12 protein-coding genes are annotated in these 18367 nt (G+C 35.0%); 4 read left to right on the forward strand and 8 right to left on the reverse strand.

The window, feature by feature from the left end; all coding sequences use genetic code 11:
- The 4 genes from ACP6PK_RS24235 to ACP6PK_RS24250 all read left to right on the forward strand — a co-directional run.
- Positions 1-279 (forward strand): hypothetical protein (locus ACP6PK_RS24235; protein ID WP_426563379.1); only part of this gene is annotated, 279 nt, incomplete at its 5' end.
- 272 nt (positions 280-551) lie between these two features.
- On the forward strand, positions 552-1037 hold the full coding sequence (locus ACP6PK_RS24240; protein WP_426563381.1) for a tellurite resistance TerB family protein: 486 nt from the start codon (positions 552-554) through the stop codon (positions 1035-1037).
- A gap of 95 nt (positions 1038-1132) precedes the next feature.
- Positions 1133-2008 carry a tRNA-dependent cyclodipeptide synthase gene (locus ACP6PK_RS24245; RefSeq protein WP_426563383.1) on the forward strand — a complete coding sequence of 292 codons (876 nt, stop codon included), beginning with the start codon at positions 1133-1135 and terminating at the stop codon, positions 2006-2008.
- 298 nt (positions 2009-2306) lie between these two features.
- A complete protein-coding gene (locus tag ACP6PK_RS24250) occupies positions 2307-3080 on the forward strand; it encodes an SH3 domain-containing protein (RefSeq protein WP_426563385.1) in 774 nt (257 codons plus the stop codon).
- Positions 3081-3473: 393 nt separating this feature from the next.
- Here ACP6PK_RS24250 and ACP6PK_RS24255 read toward each other — a convergent pair whose 3' ends face one another.
- The 8 genes from ACP6PK_RS24255 to ACP6PK_RS24290 form a co-directional block, all read right to left on the reverse strand.
- The gene (locus ACP6PK_RS24255; protein ID WP_426563387.1) at positions 3474-5579 is read right to left on the reverse strand and encodes a M3 family metallopeptidase; all 2106 of its coding nucleotides are present in this window, start codon (positions 5577-5579) and stop codon (positions 3474-3476) included.
- 675 nt (positions 5580-6254) lie between these two features.
- A complete protein-coding gene (locus tag ACP6PK_RS24260) occupies positions 6255-6878 on the reverse strand; it encodes an HAD-IA family hydrolase (protein ID WP_426563389.1) in 624 nt (207 codons plus the stop codon).
- 673 nt (positions 6879-7551) lie between these two features.
- Positions 7552-8328, reverse strand: coding sequence for a hypothetical protein (locus ACP6PK_RS24265; protein ID WP_426563391.1), 777 nt, complete (start codon positions 8326-8328; stop codon positions 7552-7554).
- Positions 8329-9445: 1117 nt separating this feature from the next.
- Positions 9446-11551 carry a PAS domain-containing sensor histidine kinase gene (locus tag ACP6PK_RS24270; RefSeq protein ID WP_426563393.1) on the reverse strand — a complete coding sequence of 702 codons (2106 nt, stop codon included), beginning with the start codon at positions 11549-11551 and terminating at the stop codon, positions 9446-9448.
- Between the two features lie 777 nt (positions 11552-12328).
- Complete coding sequence (locus ACP6PK_RS24275) at positions 12329-13522, reverse strand: AAA family ATPase (RefSeq protein WP_426563395.1); 1194 nt, start codon at positions 13520-13522, stop codon at positions 12329-12331.
- 487 nt (positions 13523-14009) lie between these two features.
- Positions 14010-14564 (reverse strand): RNA 2'-phosphotransferase, encoded by a 555-nt coding sequence (locus tag ACP6PK_RS24280; RefSeq protein ID WP_426563397.1) that lies wholly within the window; start codon positions 14562-14564, stop codon positions 14010-14012.
- Between the two features lie 792 nt (positions 14565-15356).
- Positions 15357-16616, reverse strand: coding sequence for a methionine adenosyltransferase (metK, locus tag ACP6PK_RS24285; RefSeq protein ID WP_426563399.1), 1260 nt, complete (start codon positions 16614-16616; stop codon positions 15357-15359).
- A gap of 635 nt (positions 16617-17251) precedes the next feature.
- A complete protein-coding gene (locus ACP6PK_RS24290; protein WP_426563401.1) occupies positions 17252-17986 on the reverse strand; it encodes an HAD family hydrolase in 735 nt (244 codons plus the stop codon).
- Positions 17987-18367: the final 381 nt, after the last annotated feature.

An 18367-nucleotide genomic window follows, 5' to 3' on the forward strand; every position in this document is an offset into this window, starting at 1 on the left:
CAAATCAGTCCAGTAGGGTGTGTTTTGCTGCGCAACATGGAAAGGGCAGCATTCCGTCAGGAAAAAGGCGCTAGCCGTAACGCACCACTATTAATTCAAATCAGTCTAGTAGGGTGTGTTTTGCTGCGCAACATGGAAAGGGCAGCATTCCGTCAGGAAAAAGGCGCTAGCCGTAACGCACCACTATTAATTCAAATCAGTCTAGTAGGGTGCGTTTTGCTGCGCAACATGAAAGGCGCTAGCCGTAACGCACCACTATTAATTCAAAAATCATCTTAAGAAATTGATTACCAAGTAATTTGTGGAGTGGGTTATGCTATGAAAACGGTGCGTTACGCTTTGCTTTTTCCTGACGGAATGCTCCGCAAACATGTCCCGCAGGGAAACGCACCCTACTGGACTTATTATCTGGACATCAGATTACAACAAATAAATATTAGTCGTTCAATATCAAATATTGAATTGTAAAGATTTTCTAAAGTTTTATTAGACGGTTAACAAAGTGAATCAATCTATAAAGAAGTTACAGCAAAAAATTACAGGACTGAAATATGAGTAGTGGAAAAAGTCTCCAGCCAACAAAATATGCTGAATATAAATATAACATTACTGCACCAGTTGATTTTGATGTAGCAGTGAAGTACGCTGGTGCATTAATGGCGATCGCTGGTGCCGATGGTGAGTTAGCAGAAAAAGAATTTCAATGGTATGTTGATGAACAACAACTATTAACAGTAGATTCTCAAGAATACATTGAAACGCTTCGTAAATTCGATTGGAAAAATGCAAACATAGAAGAGTTATTAAGTGGTATCAGCTACGACTTTCCGATGAATTTTCGCCGAGTTATGTTGTATCAAGCTATAAAGATGAGTCGAGCTGATGGTACTTACCAAGAAAAAGAAAAAGCAGCAGTGGCTAAAGCAGCAGAAATTTTGGGAATTGAGCGTAGTATGGTTGTTAGTATTGAGTCATTAGCTGAAATGGAAGATGCAAGTGAGCGACTGCGACTTGCTTTATTTGAAACTGATGTTTAATTATACTTGATATCTTTATTTATAGAGGATTTTGATCTAGTTGATTTATGACTAAATATATCAAAATCCTCTTGTACTCAAAAATATCTAACAGGATGAGTAGTCATATAGACCAAGAAAAGATAATTGAAAATTTTGACTGGAGTCAGCTTTCGTTAGAGAATTTAAACTTACTTAAATCGAAAATAAGCAAAACTATAAGTATTAAGAGAAGGGAGTTATTTTTGACAAATAATGCTAATATCAACCTAGTTGATTGGTATAAAGCAAGTTTAGCGAAAGTGTATCCTCATAGTCTGCGTAGCTCCCTGTTTAACTATGACAAGTGCGTTTTTGGAATTAGTTTGGGAAGCAAAAATTTTACTGATACCAAGCGAATTGAAGCTTGTATCAAATGGATTAGCGAAAATTTTAAGACTTGCCTAGTGCTGGTTACCGATAGTATATATCGACTAACAATGGAGGTTAGACAAGGGATAGAAGGAGATGAAGCTTGGTTAGAGGCAATTCGTACTGGAGAGGAGTTTGTTAATGAAAATGGTTTGCTGTTTGAGGAATATTCTGAAAGCTGTCAATTTGAGCTTAAGAGGACTTCAGAAATCCTAAAGCGATCGGACTTTAGTATTTATTATGAGGAACTTCAGAACCTTTATCAAAAAAACCAATCTTTTCAAAGCATGGTAAACTCCTTTGCTGAGGCATATCTCAACCGAGGGGAATTGATAGAAGCAGAGCAAGTGGAGGAACTGAGGCAAAAGCACTTGGCCATAACGTACTTGTTTGAGGAGTCAGCTATAAACGCCTGCCTTGTTAAAGAAGGATGGCAGGTTTTCGTTTATCCAGGGTCAATCAAAACTTTTGAAGAAATTTCAGAGGGGTTATATCCAGAAGTACCTGAAGCTCTCAAACAAATGATTTGGGTAAGTCTGCGTCTCAAAAAGCGGAATGCTAGAAGTGGAAATGAAAAATGAAAACAAATGGGCGATAGCTTATTTTCCGATTCCGTAGGGACGTTGCATGCAACGTCCTTATATCATAAACCGCTATAATTCAATAGCAACTAATGCAAAGCCTCCGCTGTGACTCTCATCACCAGAATTACTTATCTACTTCACCATTTAGATCCACTTACGCTCACTCTATCAATACTTTATTTATCACTCAAACACAACCGAAAAATCACTGGAATTTTGCTCACAAATCACAACCATTACCAGAAAAAACGAAGATGATTAAGACAGTTAGTTCAAACACAAGACATTTCAAACCGTGAAAAACCAAATCATTGCTTCCATCGCTGCTATTCCTTTTGTTGTTGCTAGTACATTTGCTCATGCTCAAGTTTCTCAAGGTGGTGCTTTAGCAGATTCCTTCCACTTAGACGGTGCTGATAACCCCGCTACAGTAGAATTAAGTCAAGAAAAGTCTTCATCTTCATCTCCTAACTCCTCAGATTTAGCTAGTCAAAAATCTAGTCCAGTTGTGATTACACCACCAACATCAGGATGCAAAATAGTTATGGCTGTAGTAGACGATCCTGAAGCACCTCTGAATGTTCGTAGAAGTCCAGAAGTTAAAGAAGGTAATATAGTTGGTCAACTTAACAATAATGCCTTTGTTTCTGTTACAGATGAACAATCTGGTTGGCTACAAATTAGTAATCCTGTTACAGGTTGGGTTGCTAAAAACAGAACTCGTAGCACCTGCGCGAGTGTAGATCAGACTATTACTTTTTCCCCAGAAAGCGACACAGCTATTGTTAGAGGTGAGATTATTGGTAGTGGTAGTCATAACTACCGGGTTAGGATGATTCAAGGTCAGACCCTCAGTATCAAAAATTCAGGAGATGTTTTTCCCACAATTATTGGTCCTGATGGCAAACTTATGGCAGTTGAAGGTAATAAAGAATGGACAGGTATTATGGCTGTGAGTGGGGTATACACTTTACAATTAGGTTCTAATCTCCGTGGATATGAGTATGAATTTTCAGTGTTAATAGAAGAGGATGAGAATGTTCAGTCTAAATCTTCAATAAATTTTTAATTGTATTTCTATAGCGATCTTGGTTTTGGAGTGTTTAAGAAACCGGGTTTATGGGAAACGGATGTCAGTTTAGTCGAGCATTTCATATAAACCCGGTTTCTATATTTTTTTAGACCGAGATTTAATATTACTGCTATAAATATTCAGTAGTCAGTAGGAAACTGGTGGAAAATAAGCGATCACTTATTTTCCGATTCCGTAGGGAGGTTGAATGCAACATCCCCACCCTTCTTATATAGAATCCGCTTAAACAGTCGTCCGCAGCGACGATAGGAAGCAATCTTCTCAAACCCTGAGATTGCTATCCGTTCCGGAATGCTCCGCAAACCTTCCACTCCGTTTCAGTCGCTGCGGACGCAAGCTATAGTAATTATTCGGATTTGAGATTACAGCTTAAGCTGCAGCTACCAAACCACTATGTCTTAACAAAGGTTCAGTATTAGGTTCCCGACCTCGGAAAGTTTTAAACACCTCCATCGGATGCAAACTACCACCCAAAGCTAAAACTGTATCCCTAAACTGCTTACCACAAGTAGCGATCGCCTGTTCATTTTCCAGACCAGCTTCTTCAAAAGCAGCAAAAGCATCAGCACTCAATACTTCTGCCCACTTATAACTGTAATAACCAGCAGCATAACCACCAGAAAAAATATGCCCAAACGCACATAAAAATGAATCTTCTGGCAACGGTTTTAAAACAGTAGTAGTTTCAGCAACACGCTTACGCACATCCACCACTGTTTCTTCCCCACCTGGTTGATAACGGTGATGAAGTTCAATATCAAGTACAGCAAAGTGCAACTGACGCAACATCCCACTACCGCTCATATAATTTCTAGCAGCCAAAAGCTTCTGATAATAATGTTCTGGCAAAGTCTCCCCTGTTTCGTAGTGTTTCGCCATTCCGAATAAAGTGGAGCGATCGTAACACCAATTTTCCATAAACTGACTAGGCAACTCCACCGCATCCCACTCTATATTATTAATACCTGCTGCACCTGCATAGTCAACTTTTGTCAGCATATGTTGTAAACCATGCCCAAATTCATGGAACAGAGTTTCTACCTCACCAAAAGTCATCAAACTAGGTTTACCATCTACAGGTGGTGTTTGGTTGCATTGCAAATAAGCTACAGGTAAACGTACAGTAGTTTTACCATTTTCGACAATTTTAGCCCTGTTGATACAGTCACCCATCCAAGCACCACCTCGTTTTTCAGCGGGGCGACTATAAGCATCAAGGTAAAAATAAGCAATAGGTGTTTTATTTTCATCACTAACTTGGAAATAACGCACATCCTCATGCCATATTGGTGCTTCCCCATCTACAGCAGTAATATTAATACCAAATATCCGCTTGACCAAACTAAATAACCCATCTAGAACTTGTGGTAGTGGGAAATATGGTCGCAACTCTTCTGCTGTAAAGGAAAATTTTTCTTCCCGCAGTCTTTCTGACCAAAAACTCAGATCCCAATGTTTAAAGTCATTTCCTTCTGGAGCATTTTTGCTACCAGCATAAGCTTTAAGCTCTTCTAAGTCTTTGACAGCAGCATCATAACTCACACTGCGTAATTCTTCCAATAATTTTTCTACTGCTTCCACACCTGGAGCCATTTTACTAGCGAGACTTAGTTCTGCATAACTATTAAAGCCTAAAATTTCTGTTTTTTGTTGCCGTAGCTCCAGAATGCGTTCAATTAAAGGATAGTTGTTTAATTCTTCACCAGAAGCACGACTAATAAAAGCTTTATACAGTTTTTCTCGCAACTCCCGTTTTTTATTGTGCTGCATAAAGGGTACAAAACTAGGATAGTCGAGGGTGATGCGCCAAGGTCCGTTTTCTGGAGTAGCGTTTTCGGCTCCATCGTCTCTGGCGGCTTGAGCTGCTAAACTTAATAAACTGGGTGGTAAACCGTCTACTTCTTCTTTTTTAGTTAAGGTTAAGCTAAAAGCTTTGGTTGCATCAATAACGTTATTAGAAAATTTGGTAGAAAGTTCTGCTAGTTCTAGTTGAATGGCATTGAAGCGTTCTCGTTTTTCTCCTTCTAAACCTACTCCTGAAAGTTCTGCATTTCTGATGGCAGATTCAACTATGCGTTTTTGTCCTGAATCTAAGTTTTCCCAACTATCACTATTGCTTAAATTTTTAAAGGCTTGATAAAGAGGTTGACTTTGATTTAGTTTGTTAGTAAATTCTACTACTTTTGGTTGTACTTCATTATAAGCTTTTCGTAGTTCAGGACTATTTTTAACTCCCATTAAATGTCCTACTATTCCCCAACTCCAAGTTAAACGGTCTTCTAATTTTTGTAGAGGTTCTACTAGGTCATTCCAGGTCGGTTTTACTGTTGCTTCTAAGTTGATTAGTTCTTGTTCTAATTCTGTCAGTAGTTCTGTTATTGCAGGTACTACATCTTCTTGTTTGATAGACTCAAAAGGAGGTAATCCTTTACCAATTAGTAATGTTTTTTTTGTAAGTGTTGTATTAGCGCTCATACGCGGATTATCTTGATATCCTCATCATTTTATTTTGTATTTAAATATTGTAGCGTAATTAGAAAAGAAATCATATTTTATTTGACAAATAATTAAATTGATTAATTTTTTGGTGTTTAAAGTTATGAATAATACCAATTAAATTAGAGAATTTACTCAAATAAGAATTTGTTTCATTAATTGATAATATAATGTGCGGTTGAATAGTTATAATTAAAGCTTGTAGTTTTGCTCTAGCCCGAACTGATAGATAGGGCTAGAGCAATTCTACAAACAAAATTTTTTTTATCACTCATTATCCCAACATGATATAATGATTGATTAATGACCAAAAAATCAGGTCTCAAGCCTCCCCTTTTAAGGGGATGAAAGAAAATAAACTTCAGTATTTCAAGGCTCTGGTTTTCCTGCGGAATGCGGAGCTAACAGCCAGAGGTACTGATAACTGTTTAGCGTTCCGCACAACTTTCCGTTCCGGAATGCTCCGCAAACGTTAACGCGGAGCGACATGGAAAGCGGAGCAGTCCGTCAGGATAAAACGCAGTTACGACCATAGGAGGCTAACTGATAACTGAAATGACAACCTATACCAGAAGTTCAAAGCTTATTCAAACACGAAAAAGCAATTTTTATATTCTTAACATTATCAATTATCCATTATCAATTATCCATTATTTAAAGAGACTGTATTAATTTTAGATTGCAATAAGTTATACCTTTAGTATCTCCACTTAGAGTAGTAAATGGTTTTTCTGGTTCCCCTAAATGATTTAATACTAGAGTCGCCCCAGTAAAATATTGATTCCGAGTATAATCATTAACCGTCACAATTGTTTTTAATCCTGTTTGCAAAGCAGCTTGTAAACCATGATGTGAATCTTCAAATACTATACAATTATCTGCCTGAATATTCATTTTTTCTAACACATAATAATAAATATCTGGTGCAGGTTTCTTTGCCGGAACTATATCTCCTGCAGCAATTATTTCAAACCAAGAAATACTTTCCTTTCCCAAGGTATGCTCTAATAATGCTGTCAAATTTGGTAAAGCGCTAGTAGTAGCGATCGCTAACCGTATTTTATTAGTTCGTGCCTCTTGTAATAATCTTTTTACTCCTGGGCGTAATGGTATAGCACCTGTTCCTAATAATTTTTGGTAATAATTTGTTTTACTTTTGTGTAGATTAGAAATTAATTCTGGAAGTGGAAGTGATGATGAAAACTTTGGTTGATACTGATTAATATAAAAGTTAATCCGTTCTTTGCCACCAGCGACTGTTAGTAATTTTCCATACAAAGAAACTGACCATTCTCAGTCTAACCCCGCTTCAGCAAAAGCTTGATTAAAAGCAACTCTATGGCCATCTCGTTTTGTATTTGCTAAGGTGCCATCAACATCAAATATTAGGGTAAACGGTTCAGTCATTTCAGTTATTAGTTAGCCTCCTATGGTCGTAACTGCGTTTTATCCTGACGGACTGCTCCGCTTTCCATGTCGCTCCGCGTTAACGTTTGCGGAGCATTCCGGAACGGAAAGTTGTGCGGAACGCTAAACAGTTATCAGTATCTCCTGGAATAGGAAAGCTTGAAATACTGAATTTTCTTTTTTTTTATCCCCTTTGAAAAGGAGAATATTGACCTAATTTTATGGTATAGTTTACTGAAAAATTCAGGTATAAAGCCTCTCCATTCATGGAGAAAAAAAAATTCCTTTAGCTCAGTTATCTTCTTTATAAGAAGAGGTAATTATTAGCTAACTATCAGCTTTTCCTAACCGAATTCTCCGCAAACAGCATTTAGCAGGAGCGCTAAAAATTCGAGGGTTTAAGTCTTACACAAGAGTTTAAAAAATTAGTGGTGCGCTTTTTTAGGGGGGGATTAATCCTCAATTATACACCTTTAGAAGCTGATTGCTGAAGTGCTGAGTGCTGAGTGCTGAGTGCTACTTCAATTATTAATTATTAATTATTTTAAAACCTACCTTCAGATTGTTTTACCGACTCCCCTCTAACTTCTCTGACAGGTTGTTTGGAAATTAGGGACTGATGAGATGATTGGCTAGAATAATTTGTATGTTGTAATTGCCTCACAAGTGTAATCAGGCGTTTCAAGTGAGGTTTCACCACCTGTGTATTTTCTATTTCCAGATCGTCAATTTTGGCCTTAAGTTGAGATATATCTGCTTGAGGTTCCTTGGCCAACTCTTCCATATCCCTTTGCAGATTGGCGATCGCTTCCTCAATTACCAAAAGACGGCCATTTACTATTTCCCAATCATCTGTAGTCAGAGCTTTTTTATCTACAGATGCTAAACTTTTCTGTACAGAAGAGGCTGAGTATTCTAATGCACTTAGTTGCTGTTGTATTTCTGAGTCTACAGCTTGTGTCGATCCAGTAGAGAATTTTTCACGAACTGATTCAATTTCTGTAGAAAGCTGTTGACGTAGTTTCACTATTACCTTTACAGCATTTTTTTCTAGCTTTTCTACTGAGCTTTGAATTTCTCCTATCTCAGACTTTTGAGATAATATCATCTGCTGTTCAAATCGGTATCTATTAGCCACATTCAGAGATATGGCCAATGTCATAGGAGCTACTGCGTAAAATGCTTGTCCTGAAGCTGCCACCCCAAAAGCACCCAATGCCGAACCAATTATACAAGCATACTCTGCCAAATTGAGCCAATGCTTTTTGTCAAAAGTTTGCTTCACAGCTCTCCTTAGCAATGAATCTCGATTTCGTTCCATATTTAGTAACATTTGTCCACAAGCATTTTCTGTTTCATTCTATTCATTCTAGAAGTATCGGCACTATCTATAATTCTTTGTGGATACGAGTAATATTATACCATTGACATTTCCCGAATTAAACTATTAATCTGAAACCTATAACCTACAATCTTCTCTAACTATAGTTTTAAATTACCCTATAATCTCCAAAAAAATCAGGTTAATCCAATGAAACAAATCAAGTCTATTTTTAGTGTAATATTGTTTTTTATTCTCCTCCTAGGAGTTGGATTCTTAACAGTTAATTTTGTCTTAGCTATAGTCAAAAATTTCTCTTAAATTATTTCCAGTAATGTTTTTTTCTGTAACTATTTAAACCTATTAGATACTGATTAATTATGATTATACTTAAAGTCAGTATTTCCTGAATATTCTGCACAAACTGCTTTCAGTTATCAGGCATTAGCTGATGGTTAGATAAAATCTGAATCAATATTGAGAGACTGAGCGATAATTAAAAATATTGGCAAAAGCACATCAGTTTATCGCACCCTATCTACTGAACAAATTCTACATTTTTTGAGGAAAAATTTTAGAGACTGGAGAGTAAAATAATTATTAAGAGAGCACGCGAAGTGACTAAAATCTAAAAGCGGTAATACTTCAAGGGATTGAAAGAAGGTAGATAGAGAAGTATTCAGTACATATATTCCTAGATTTAATAGCGACAAATATTTGCCCTTGTATTTCTTCGGACTTCCATACCTGTTCCCAGTTAAGTGTTCCCTATCTCCTTTTTATATTTGCTGATACATTCAATCTCTTAGATAATGATATTAATAGATGTCATTAATGTTTCATTTTTATTGCTGACTGCTAATAGCTTAATGCTTACCTAGTAATACCATTTCTCAAAAACATTTCTACATTTTGTAGAGCAGGGGAGTGGGTAGAGACGTTGCATAAGGGCGTCCGTACAGGAGAAGTAAAAATAACAATAATTAATATTAAATGAGCTACAACTAGCAAAAAAAAGATTTGATATGTAGTTATTAATTAATAAATGAAGTCTTACCCAAGTATAGCATTAATGCCTGGGAATTGGTATAAAATCCTGAAAAATACATTTTTATTTTCATTGCCTACTAGAGTGAGAAAGCTTAATGGGAATTTCAATCACAAATTCTGTTCCTTCTCCAATCAGAGACTTACAAGATAACTTACCCTGATGTTTATCAACAATTAATTCTTGGGAAATTGACAAGCCTAAACCAATACTATTTTTTGATTTTTTAGTAGTAAATAAAGGTTCAAATATTCGACCATATACTTCTTCAACCATGCCTATTCCATTATCAGCAATAGCAATCACTATATAATCATCTTTAACTTCTGTAGTAATTAAAAATTCTGGTTCAAATGCTTGAAGATTGATTTTTTTTGTACTTAAATTTAGGTATTTTTCCTCCAGTGCATCAATAGCATTAGTAAAAATTTGCATAAATACTTGATTCAACTCTCCAGGATAACACTCGACATAGGGCAAACTACCATACTTTTTAACCACATTAATATCAGGGCAATTCCCTTTTCCTTGAAACTGATTTTGCAAAATTAAAAGTGTACTGTCTAATCCTTTATGAATATCTACTGTTTTTATAGATTCTACTTCTAATCCAGAAAACTGTCGTAGCGATCTAACTACATCTCTAATTCGTTCTGCCCCTATCATCATCGAACCTAATAATTTTGGCAAATCTTCTTTAATAAAATCTAGTTCTATATCTTCAATTTCTGAGTCAATTTCTGGCAGAGGATGAGGATAATTTTGCTGATACATATCTATCAAGCACAATAAATCTTGAACATAATTTATGGCTAAACCAATATTACCAGAAATAAAATTAACAGGATTATTAATTTCATGGGTAACACCTGCTACAACTTGACCTAAGATAGAAGTTTTATGCTTTTGAATTAATTTAGTCGTAGCCGAGTTTAGTTTCTGTAAAGTTTGCTCTAATTGATTAGCTTGTTGGCAAAATTTTTCCTGACTATCGCGTAGTGAAGCTTCCATTGCCAAACGTTCTGTAATATCTAAACCGACAAAAACTGCCGTTGGTAATGATGCTTTATGCCGATAATATTTCTGAGCAACTATTAAATAAATTCTAGTTTTTCCTCTAAGATTTGCTTTTACTTCTCTAACATTAGTCAAATCTGCCTTAGCAAAAAAGTCATAAACAAAATTATTAAATTCTGGGCTAGTCTGTAAAAATCCTACTTCTTGGTTAAGAAAAGCTTCAATAGGTAAATTGTAGGAATTAGCTAAATGTTTATTAACTCCTAGATATCGTAAATCTGCACTTATCCATGACACTAACCCTGGTACAGCATTTAAAACAGCTTGGAATTGTTCCTTAGCTTCTCGTAAATCTAGATTAATTTTCTTTTGCGAAGAAATGTCACGCACAATGGCACATTGATATTCATTACCATTAAATTCTAAATAATTTACATTGACTTCTACAGGAAAAATACGACCTTCTTTAGTACAATAATTTGACTCAAACCTCAGAGAATTTTGATTTTTAACTTGTTGCCAATGGGTTGGCAAAACTTCCCTGGATAATTCTTGGTCAATGTCACAAATTGTTAGCTGAAGTAATTCAGATTCAGAATAGTCTAGAAAACTACAAGCCATTTTATTGGCATAGCACAGTTGTCCATCAAAAGTTATCCAAAAAATAGCATCAGCAGCATTATCAGTTGCTAACTGAGTTAATTCTAGTTGTTGTTGTAGTTGTTTCTCAGGAGTTATTTCTTCTGTAGAGATAATTAGACCAGCAATAATACCTTCATCTGTATACCAAGGTTTGACTTTCCATTTTACCCATAGTATTGAGCCATTAGGAGCAGTCATTGGATGTTCCAACTCAAATTGGCCAATAGTTCCTACCAGACATTTTTCAGCTTGTCCCTGCCAAGATGATGGGAGATTAGGGAATATATGGTAATGCGGATTCCCAATAATTTCATTAGACTCTAGTTGCCAATATTGTAACCACATACCAGAAGCAGCTAGGTAGCACATTTCTTGGTCTAACATTGCCATAGCAGCAGGTATATGTTTGATGAATTGGCAAAGTTGATTGTAGGTTCCATGTTTTTCTGGATATTGATGACCTAGAGGAGGAGTTGAATGATTATAGATGGTTGTTTTTATTGGCCTTTGTTTCATTTTTGGGATTTCCTCCCTCTGGTTTGCTATTTGTGTTATTAACTGGTGCATAATCTCATCGTGGCAAATAAGGGGGGTTTAAAAATAATTACTATTCCCTCGACTATCACATTTCTAACACTAACTTGTCTATAAATGCCAATAGTAAAACCTTGATTTGGATTAATTCTTATACTAAAGATATTTCGGATGAAGAATTTAGTTATGCTACCTAAATAAATAAGAATCAGGAAAATAATCATAACCAAAATTATTTCCTATTTGCTACATAGCTTGTACACATAGTAGCCAGATTAAGTTTAATTATTAGATAGGGTTAAATGGCTGTAAAATCGACTATTTTTTGATTAAATGTTAAATAAAAATTAAGATGAATATCTAATCATAACCACTACTGTTGATATACATAAATATGACTCAACTAAGCCACTTTAGTAAACGCAAATCTCGGCCAAGGTTATGATTTTAAAAAAAAATCAAGTAGTAGAGCATAATAAACGGTATTAACGACTACGTTTTTTACTCCAGAATAATTCTTCTAATTATTTTAACGTCATTCAAACTACAATGCTAAATATTCTTAATATTTATTTGATGTTCAATAAATTTTCAGTTACATAAATTCATTCCTGGTGTGTGAAGATTACAGCATTTTTGGAGTTGATGAGGTAAAATGCTTTAGGAATTTAGGGAATAGGGAAAATAGATTAGTATTAAACTGTTTCAAAAACTATTTCAGATAGGATGTAAATTAATATTTTTTCCCAAAACTAACCCCTAAACAAAGTGGTAAGTAAATTCATACATTAAATCTACTCTACCTTTGCGTAAAACTGCGGGGTCTAATCTTTCTTTAGTATTGCAGGTCATTAAAACAACTAATTTATGCTGATGATTAATTCCAGATTCATCTACTACGCTTTGATATAAAGTACCATCTAACAAACTGAGAATATGTTCTGTTTTACTATTAGTTTGTGCCACTTCTAAAGAGCGATCTTGAGCTAAATTATCCGCCTCATTAATAATCAAACAAATCTGTTCTAAATATGTTGGTGGTACAAAATTTTCTACTGCATCATGATCTAAGATAAAAATTACATATCCTAAAGGAACTAAAATCTCTTTTGCTACTGCTTGAGTCCAAGCTGTTTTACCTGTTCCTGGTTCTCCACTTATTAATATAGCTAGTTGATTTTGTGCCAAAATTTCTTGTTGTACTGTATCAGTAAAGTTTTGAATATCTTGAGGAAATGTATTAATAGGAAATTGACTTTGAACTTGCCCTATACGACATTGATAACCACTTACCATAACTGCCATATTGTAAGTAGATTTCTTCACAAGTGGTGCTATATCTTTAGAAATTAAGCTATAGTAACGTCTGCCTTTATCATAAGTTTCTATTTGTAGCCAACAGCAATATTTTGACCAATAGCTATATACTGTACCTAAAGTTTCTAGCCGTTCCCAACTGATAAATCTTTCTGTCGGATAATAAAAATTTCTTTCCATAAATGATTGGGTAATTATGTCAGGTTTACCCAATAAGTCAAGGATTTTAAAAATAGTAATTTCTTGAAGTCTATTCAGAGCATATTCAATAGGAATACTTTCTCTTGTAATAGTTCGTGTAACTGGAGTTTCTATGCTCAATAAATCTTTATAACGATAATCTGGAGTTGGAGGTTGAGGAGTTATATAATCCCAAAATTCATCAAATTCGTATCGTGTACTTTCTGAAAAAATGTTTAATATATTCGCCCACCAAGGAAATTGATTACGACCTAAAGCATCAGCAATATCACTAGCTATATCAAGAGTTTTTTTGCTAACTTCCCAAGGGTCATTAGATAATAAATGCCATAGATATTCCCAATCAAATTCTCGGTAAAGTGGTCGCCAACCTGCTCCTAGTAATCCTTTATTTTGAGGATTATTTTGTTTACTGTCGAAGTATCCTGTTCCCATAGTTTATTCAAGTTCTACATAGTACACAAATTTTCTTTTAAGATAATATTTATCACCTGTACCATTTCCGATTAACTTGCTTGCTGATGGCTAATTGATTACTTTTATTATCTTCTTTTTTTTGCTCTTCATAAAGGAATTATGATAAATTAATAGCTAAATATGGGCACTCATGCTAAGTAAGCATTCAGCAGTCAGCCAGCCTCCTGCGGAGGAACTGCGTTAACAGCTATCAGCTATTTGTTGTTAACTTATTATCATACTAGAGGGGAATTATATACCAAGGAGAATTAAAATTCATTAATGAAATTGGCTATAACCTAACCTCAGTTATTCCTTGCATAAGTTCATGCATCTGATTGCTGAATGCTAATAGCTGAATGCTTACCGTGCTAAACGCAAGAGGCAAAAATTATCAAATCTTATCAAATCTTATAATTTTTTTTGTTAAACCAAATTAAAAAAATATCGTTACAGTCTTTCACCTTCAAGTATCTAAAATTTGCAAATATCTATGGGGAACTTCATTAACTAACCAAACATTATTTGCAGAAAGGTAAAAGTTATAACCATCTTGAAACATTCCCATTGCATCTACTACTAATACTATAGATTTCCCCTTTCTTCTTTTTGCTACATTTCTAGCTGTAGTAATATCATTTGATAAATGAACATAATGTCTTGACATTTTCTGCAAACCAGTCTTTTTAATTGAGTCAATTACACGAATTACTGTACCATGATAAAGTATATCTGGAGGTATTTCTGGTTCTAATTGCAAATCTACTTCTACACTGTGTCCTTGGTTAGCACGAATAAGAGTACCACTAGGATCTAGAGAAAATCGTTTTTTATCGTTATTTTCTACAACTGTATAAAGTTCTGTTTCCCAGATAGGAAATTTATGATTTTTAGCTGCTTTCAATAGTTCTTCTATAGCAACCCAACCATGAGGATCGAGTCTAATACCTATTTTCTCAGGTTGGTGTCTTAACACCAAACTCAAATACTTACTAACTTTTACTAGGCGAGAATTGTTCATATTATTATTTATTATTTTTGCACGATTAATATCAGTTAATTGTTATTTATTTAACTAAGCAATTTAATTTTGATATGATTGATTTTTTCGACAGTATTAAATATAGATGTCAAACTTTATCTCTGTAACACTTTCATACTACATTAGAAATAAAAGAACTGTCAAGTATAGGTATAGGAAAACTAAAAAATCAAAAATTCAAAACTAAAAGTTAAACTATTAATCGCAATTTGATAAAATCTTGCTACAGTCACGACACAAGGAATAGGTAATAGGTATGGAGGGAAAGAAAAAAAATAATAAAAAAAATATGAAAAAAGATTTAATTTTTACAATTTGTGGAATTTATAATTTTTTATTGTAGGGATAAATTACAAATTTTAAGATGTAACTGCCTATGTATGAATTTGGTATCAAAAGCTGATGACTGATAGTTGAGTTGCTCATTGCTATAAATATAAACTAGCAACCAAAAGAAAAAAGCGCTTTTGGTTGCTGAGAGTCAAATATTATTAGTAATCATGGCTGACCAATTAACTCTCAAAGCATTTGTTTATCAGTAAGAGTTTTAGTCTGATTAGGAGCGAAAAAAAAGTTCAAATTTTCTGTCTAAAAAGCTTAAAAAGTTAGCATTTTGAGCAGATAAAAGTGGTAAAATCCAGGGATAATTCTCTATCTTAATTCCTCCTGAATTCTTTAGGGGCAATTAGCATTTGCGGAGCATTCCTTCAGGAAATCGCCCCTACAAAAATACTTATTCAGCAAACCCTAAAAAAAGTTTATAGAGACTAACTAAACTGTAGTTGCTAACTGTGGACTAAATGCTTCCTTTAATAACTCTACCTTATCTAATTGTTCCCAAGGTAAATCTAGATCGGTACGTCCTAAATGACCATAAGCAGCAACATCTTGATAGAAACGACCTCCTCTTTCACCAGGCAATTTCCGGAGGTTAAAAGTCTGAATAATTCCTGCGGGACGAAGCTCAAAGTTTTCTTTCACTACTTCTAATAACTTATCTTCATCTACTTTACAAGTACCAAAAGTCTCAATCATCATACTAACAGGTCTTGCTACACCAATAGCATAACTAATTTGAACCTCACATTTTTCTGCTAGACCTGCTGCAACAATATTTTTAGCAATGTAGCGACAAGCATAAGCTGCAGAACGGTCTACCTTAGTTGGATCTTTTCCAGAAAAAGCACCGCCTCCATGACGAGAATAACCACCATAAGTATCAATGATGATTTTACGTCCTGTAAGACCAGAATCTCCCTGTGGACCACCAATTACAAATTTACCAGTGGGGTTGACAAGAAAACGAGTTTGTGAATCAGGTTTAATCTCTACATCTGTAAATATAGGCTCGATAACATATTTCCAGAGGTCTTCTTTAATCTTTGCTTGAATATCTGATAATTCTGTAAGTTCCCCAATAGTAGCAGTGTGTTGAGTAGAAATTAAGATTGTATCAATACCAACTGGACGACCATCTTCATAAGCAATAGTGACTTGACTTTTGCCATCTGGCCTTAAATAGGGAAGTTGACCTGTTTTTCTGACCGCAGTTAGTTGGCGAGCAACTCGGTGTGCTAAACTTATAGGTAAAGGCATTAATTCAGGTGTTTCATTACAGGCAAAACCAAACATTAAGCCCTGGTCTCCAGCTCCCACTGCATCAAGTTCTTCCTCACTTAATTGTTCACGAGTTTCTTGAGCTTTATCTACGCCTTGAGCAATATCTGCTGATTGTTCATCAAGAGCTACTAAGACTGAACAGCTATCGGCAGAAAAACCATTTTCCGCATAGACATAGCCAATATCAGCAATTTTTTTTCTAGCGAGTTCTATATAATTTACTTGTGCTTTAGTTGTAATTTCACCAGTAATTAGGACTAACCCTGTATTTACTACTACCTCAGCAGCCACACGACTTTGTGGATCTTGCGCTAGTATTGCATCTATAATTGTGTCGGAAATTTGGTCGCAAATTTTATCAGGATGTCCTTCAGTAACAGACTCAGAAGTGAATAGGTAACGACTAGACAATATTAGTTCCTCCTATATTTTTCCTTAAATTATTTGAGCGAGTAATAAGCTTTAACTTAGGGATAATACTTGTACAAAATAACTACTTTCTACTTTCTGTGCTATCATATTAAGTCAACTATCCAAAAGAAAACTCAGTTTGTAGTCAGCTATTATGTTTTTTATACCATTCTCCATATATATAGTAAATGGTATGGGTTTACAACATTAAGGTTGAAATTACCCTACTTGACATAATCCACATTTGACATAATATTTTCTGGTCAATCAATTATTTTGACCAGAAGAAGCAGAAAATTATCAATTATTTATTGATTGTCCCTGAGTTAATAACTTAATTAATTATAGCAAAGTATTGTATGCAAGTACACAAATCAAATAATTAATACAATCCCAGCGTTGTACTTAGGCGACATCAAAGGATTCTTCTACCTATTCCCTAAATTTCACAAAAATGACAAGATTAAGATGTTGGACAGGAAGAAAATAGGATTGGTGTATATATAAATTATAAATTATTTCCACTGGATTTTGACAGTTAACAATTATTTGCCATTGATATTAACAACCACCAAAATAGCTATTTTCGATCAAAAATAATTATTTTTATTTTTCCAAGTGATGCAACTAATCTGTCACAATACCTTAATTTCTTCTAACTTAGCGATCGTTACATCTGCTGCCTTTAGGTGGTTAGCTTTCGGTTTCCCCCAAAAAATACCGATACAACCTGCTGCTCCAGCTTTCTTCCCCATTTCTATATCTGTTGGAGAATCTCCTACCATTAATGCTGTGACTGGTTTAACCCCTAATTTTTGACAAGCTTGTAAAAATAGCTCTGGAGCTGGTTTACTAGGACCATCATCAACCCCCATTTCTAGTTGAATATAATTGTTGAGTTGATAGTATCTGACAAAATTTTGCACTGCTGTTGTATTATCAGCAGACAATATACCCAGTTTTATACCTGCTTGGGAAAGATACTTGAGAACTTCTAGACTGCCTGTAAACATAGCACCAGGAGTAGACTTCGGCAATATTTGGTCAGCTTCTGCAAAAGCTTCTTGAGCAATACTTAATGATTCTAACCAACCTCGACCTGTTTCAGCGATATAAGCTGCTGCTGCAATTTCGTTTTCGCGTCTACTGCCAACTGCCATTAATCCTGTAGGGTCAATATTATTGCCATCAATCCCAAAAGCCATTAGTAAAGGTTCTCCTATTCCAGGAATTTTAGCATCAATGAGGCGAGAGCGCTTTTGCCCCAAATTTCTTAAAAATTCTTGGGAGTCTTCTAGAGTACCATCTTTATCAAAAATGATTGCTTGAATATCTTGGAAGATTACACCTCGGCAGTTAATATCTACCATTGTTTCGTATATAAAAAAAAATTTTTGATTGTTAGTTATATTCTTAATGATTCAGAATATTAGTATTAGGAGAGCAGGATATAGGGAATAGCTTTAAGTTATTGTTGATTTGTTTATATTTTCAACTTACCATTTTGCTTACTCCCTATTCATCTGCTATTGTCAAGAGGTTTATTCTCAAGCTAATGCTGCTCTATCTGTACCTACTGTAGCAGCCTTTATGATGTAGTATCCTCTGTTTTTTCAGATTCTACTGCTTCAACTTCCGGTGCTTCTACTGCTTCTGCTACTGCTTCAACTTCCGGTGCTTCTACTGCTTCTGCTGTTGCTTCAACTTCCGGTGCTTCTACTGCTTCTGCTACTGCTTCAACTTCCGGTGCT

This window comes from Dapis hubbardiae BLCC-M172, assembly GCF_050016015.1.
Lineage (GTDB): Bacteria > Cyanobacteriota > Cyanobacteriia > Cyanobacteriales > Microcoleaceae > Trichodesmium.

Bases quoted from the DNA above. Each gene is read 5' to 3' on its own strand.
- ACP6PK_RS24240 (WP_426563381.1), top strand. From the start codon at position 552: ATGAGTAGTGGAAAAAGTCTCCAGCCAACAAAATATGCTGAATATAAA.
- ACP6PK_RS24245 (WP_426563383.1), top strand. From the start codon at position 1,133: ATGAGTAGTCATATAGACCAAGAAAAGATAATTGAAAATTTTGACTGG.
- ACP6PK_RS24255 (WP_426563387.1), bottom strand. From the start codon at position 5,579: ATGAGCGCTAATACAACACTTACAAAAAAAACATTACTAATTGGTAAA.
- ACP6PK_RS24265 (WP_426563391.1), bottom strand. From the start codon at position 8,328: ATGGAACGAAATCGAGATTCATTGCTAAGGAGAGCTGTGAAGCAAACT.
- ACP6PK_RS24270 (WP_426563393.1), bottom strand. From the start codon at position 11,551: ATGAAACAAAGGCCAATAAAAACAACCATCTATAATCATTCAACTCCT.
- ACP6PK_RS24275 (WP_426563395.1), bottom strand. From the start codon at position 13,522: ATGGGAACAGGATACTTCGACAGTAAACAAAATAATCCTCAAAATAAA.
- ACP6PK_RS24280 (WP_426563397.1), bottom strand. From the start codon at position 14,564: ATGAACAATTCTCGCCTAGTAAAAGTTAGTAAGTATTTGAGTTTGGTG.
- ACP6PK_RS24290 (WP_426563401.1), bottom strand. From the start codon at position 17,986: ATGGTAGATATTAACTGCCGAGGTGTAATCTTCCAAGATATTCAAGCA.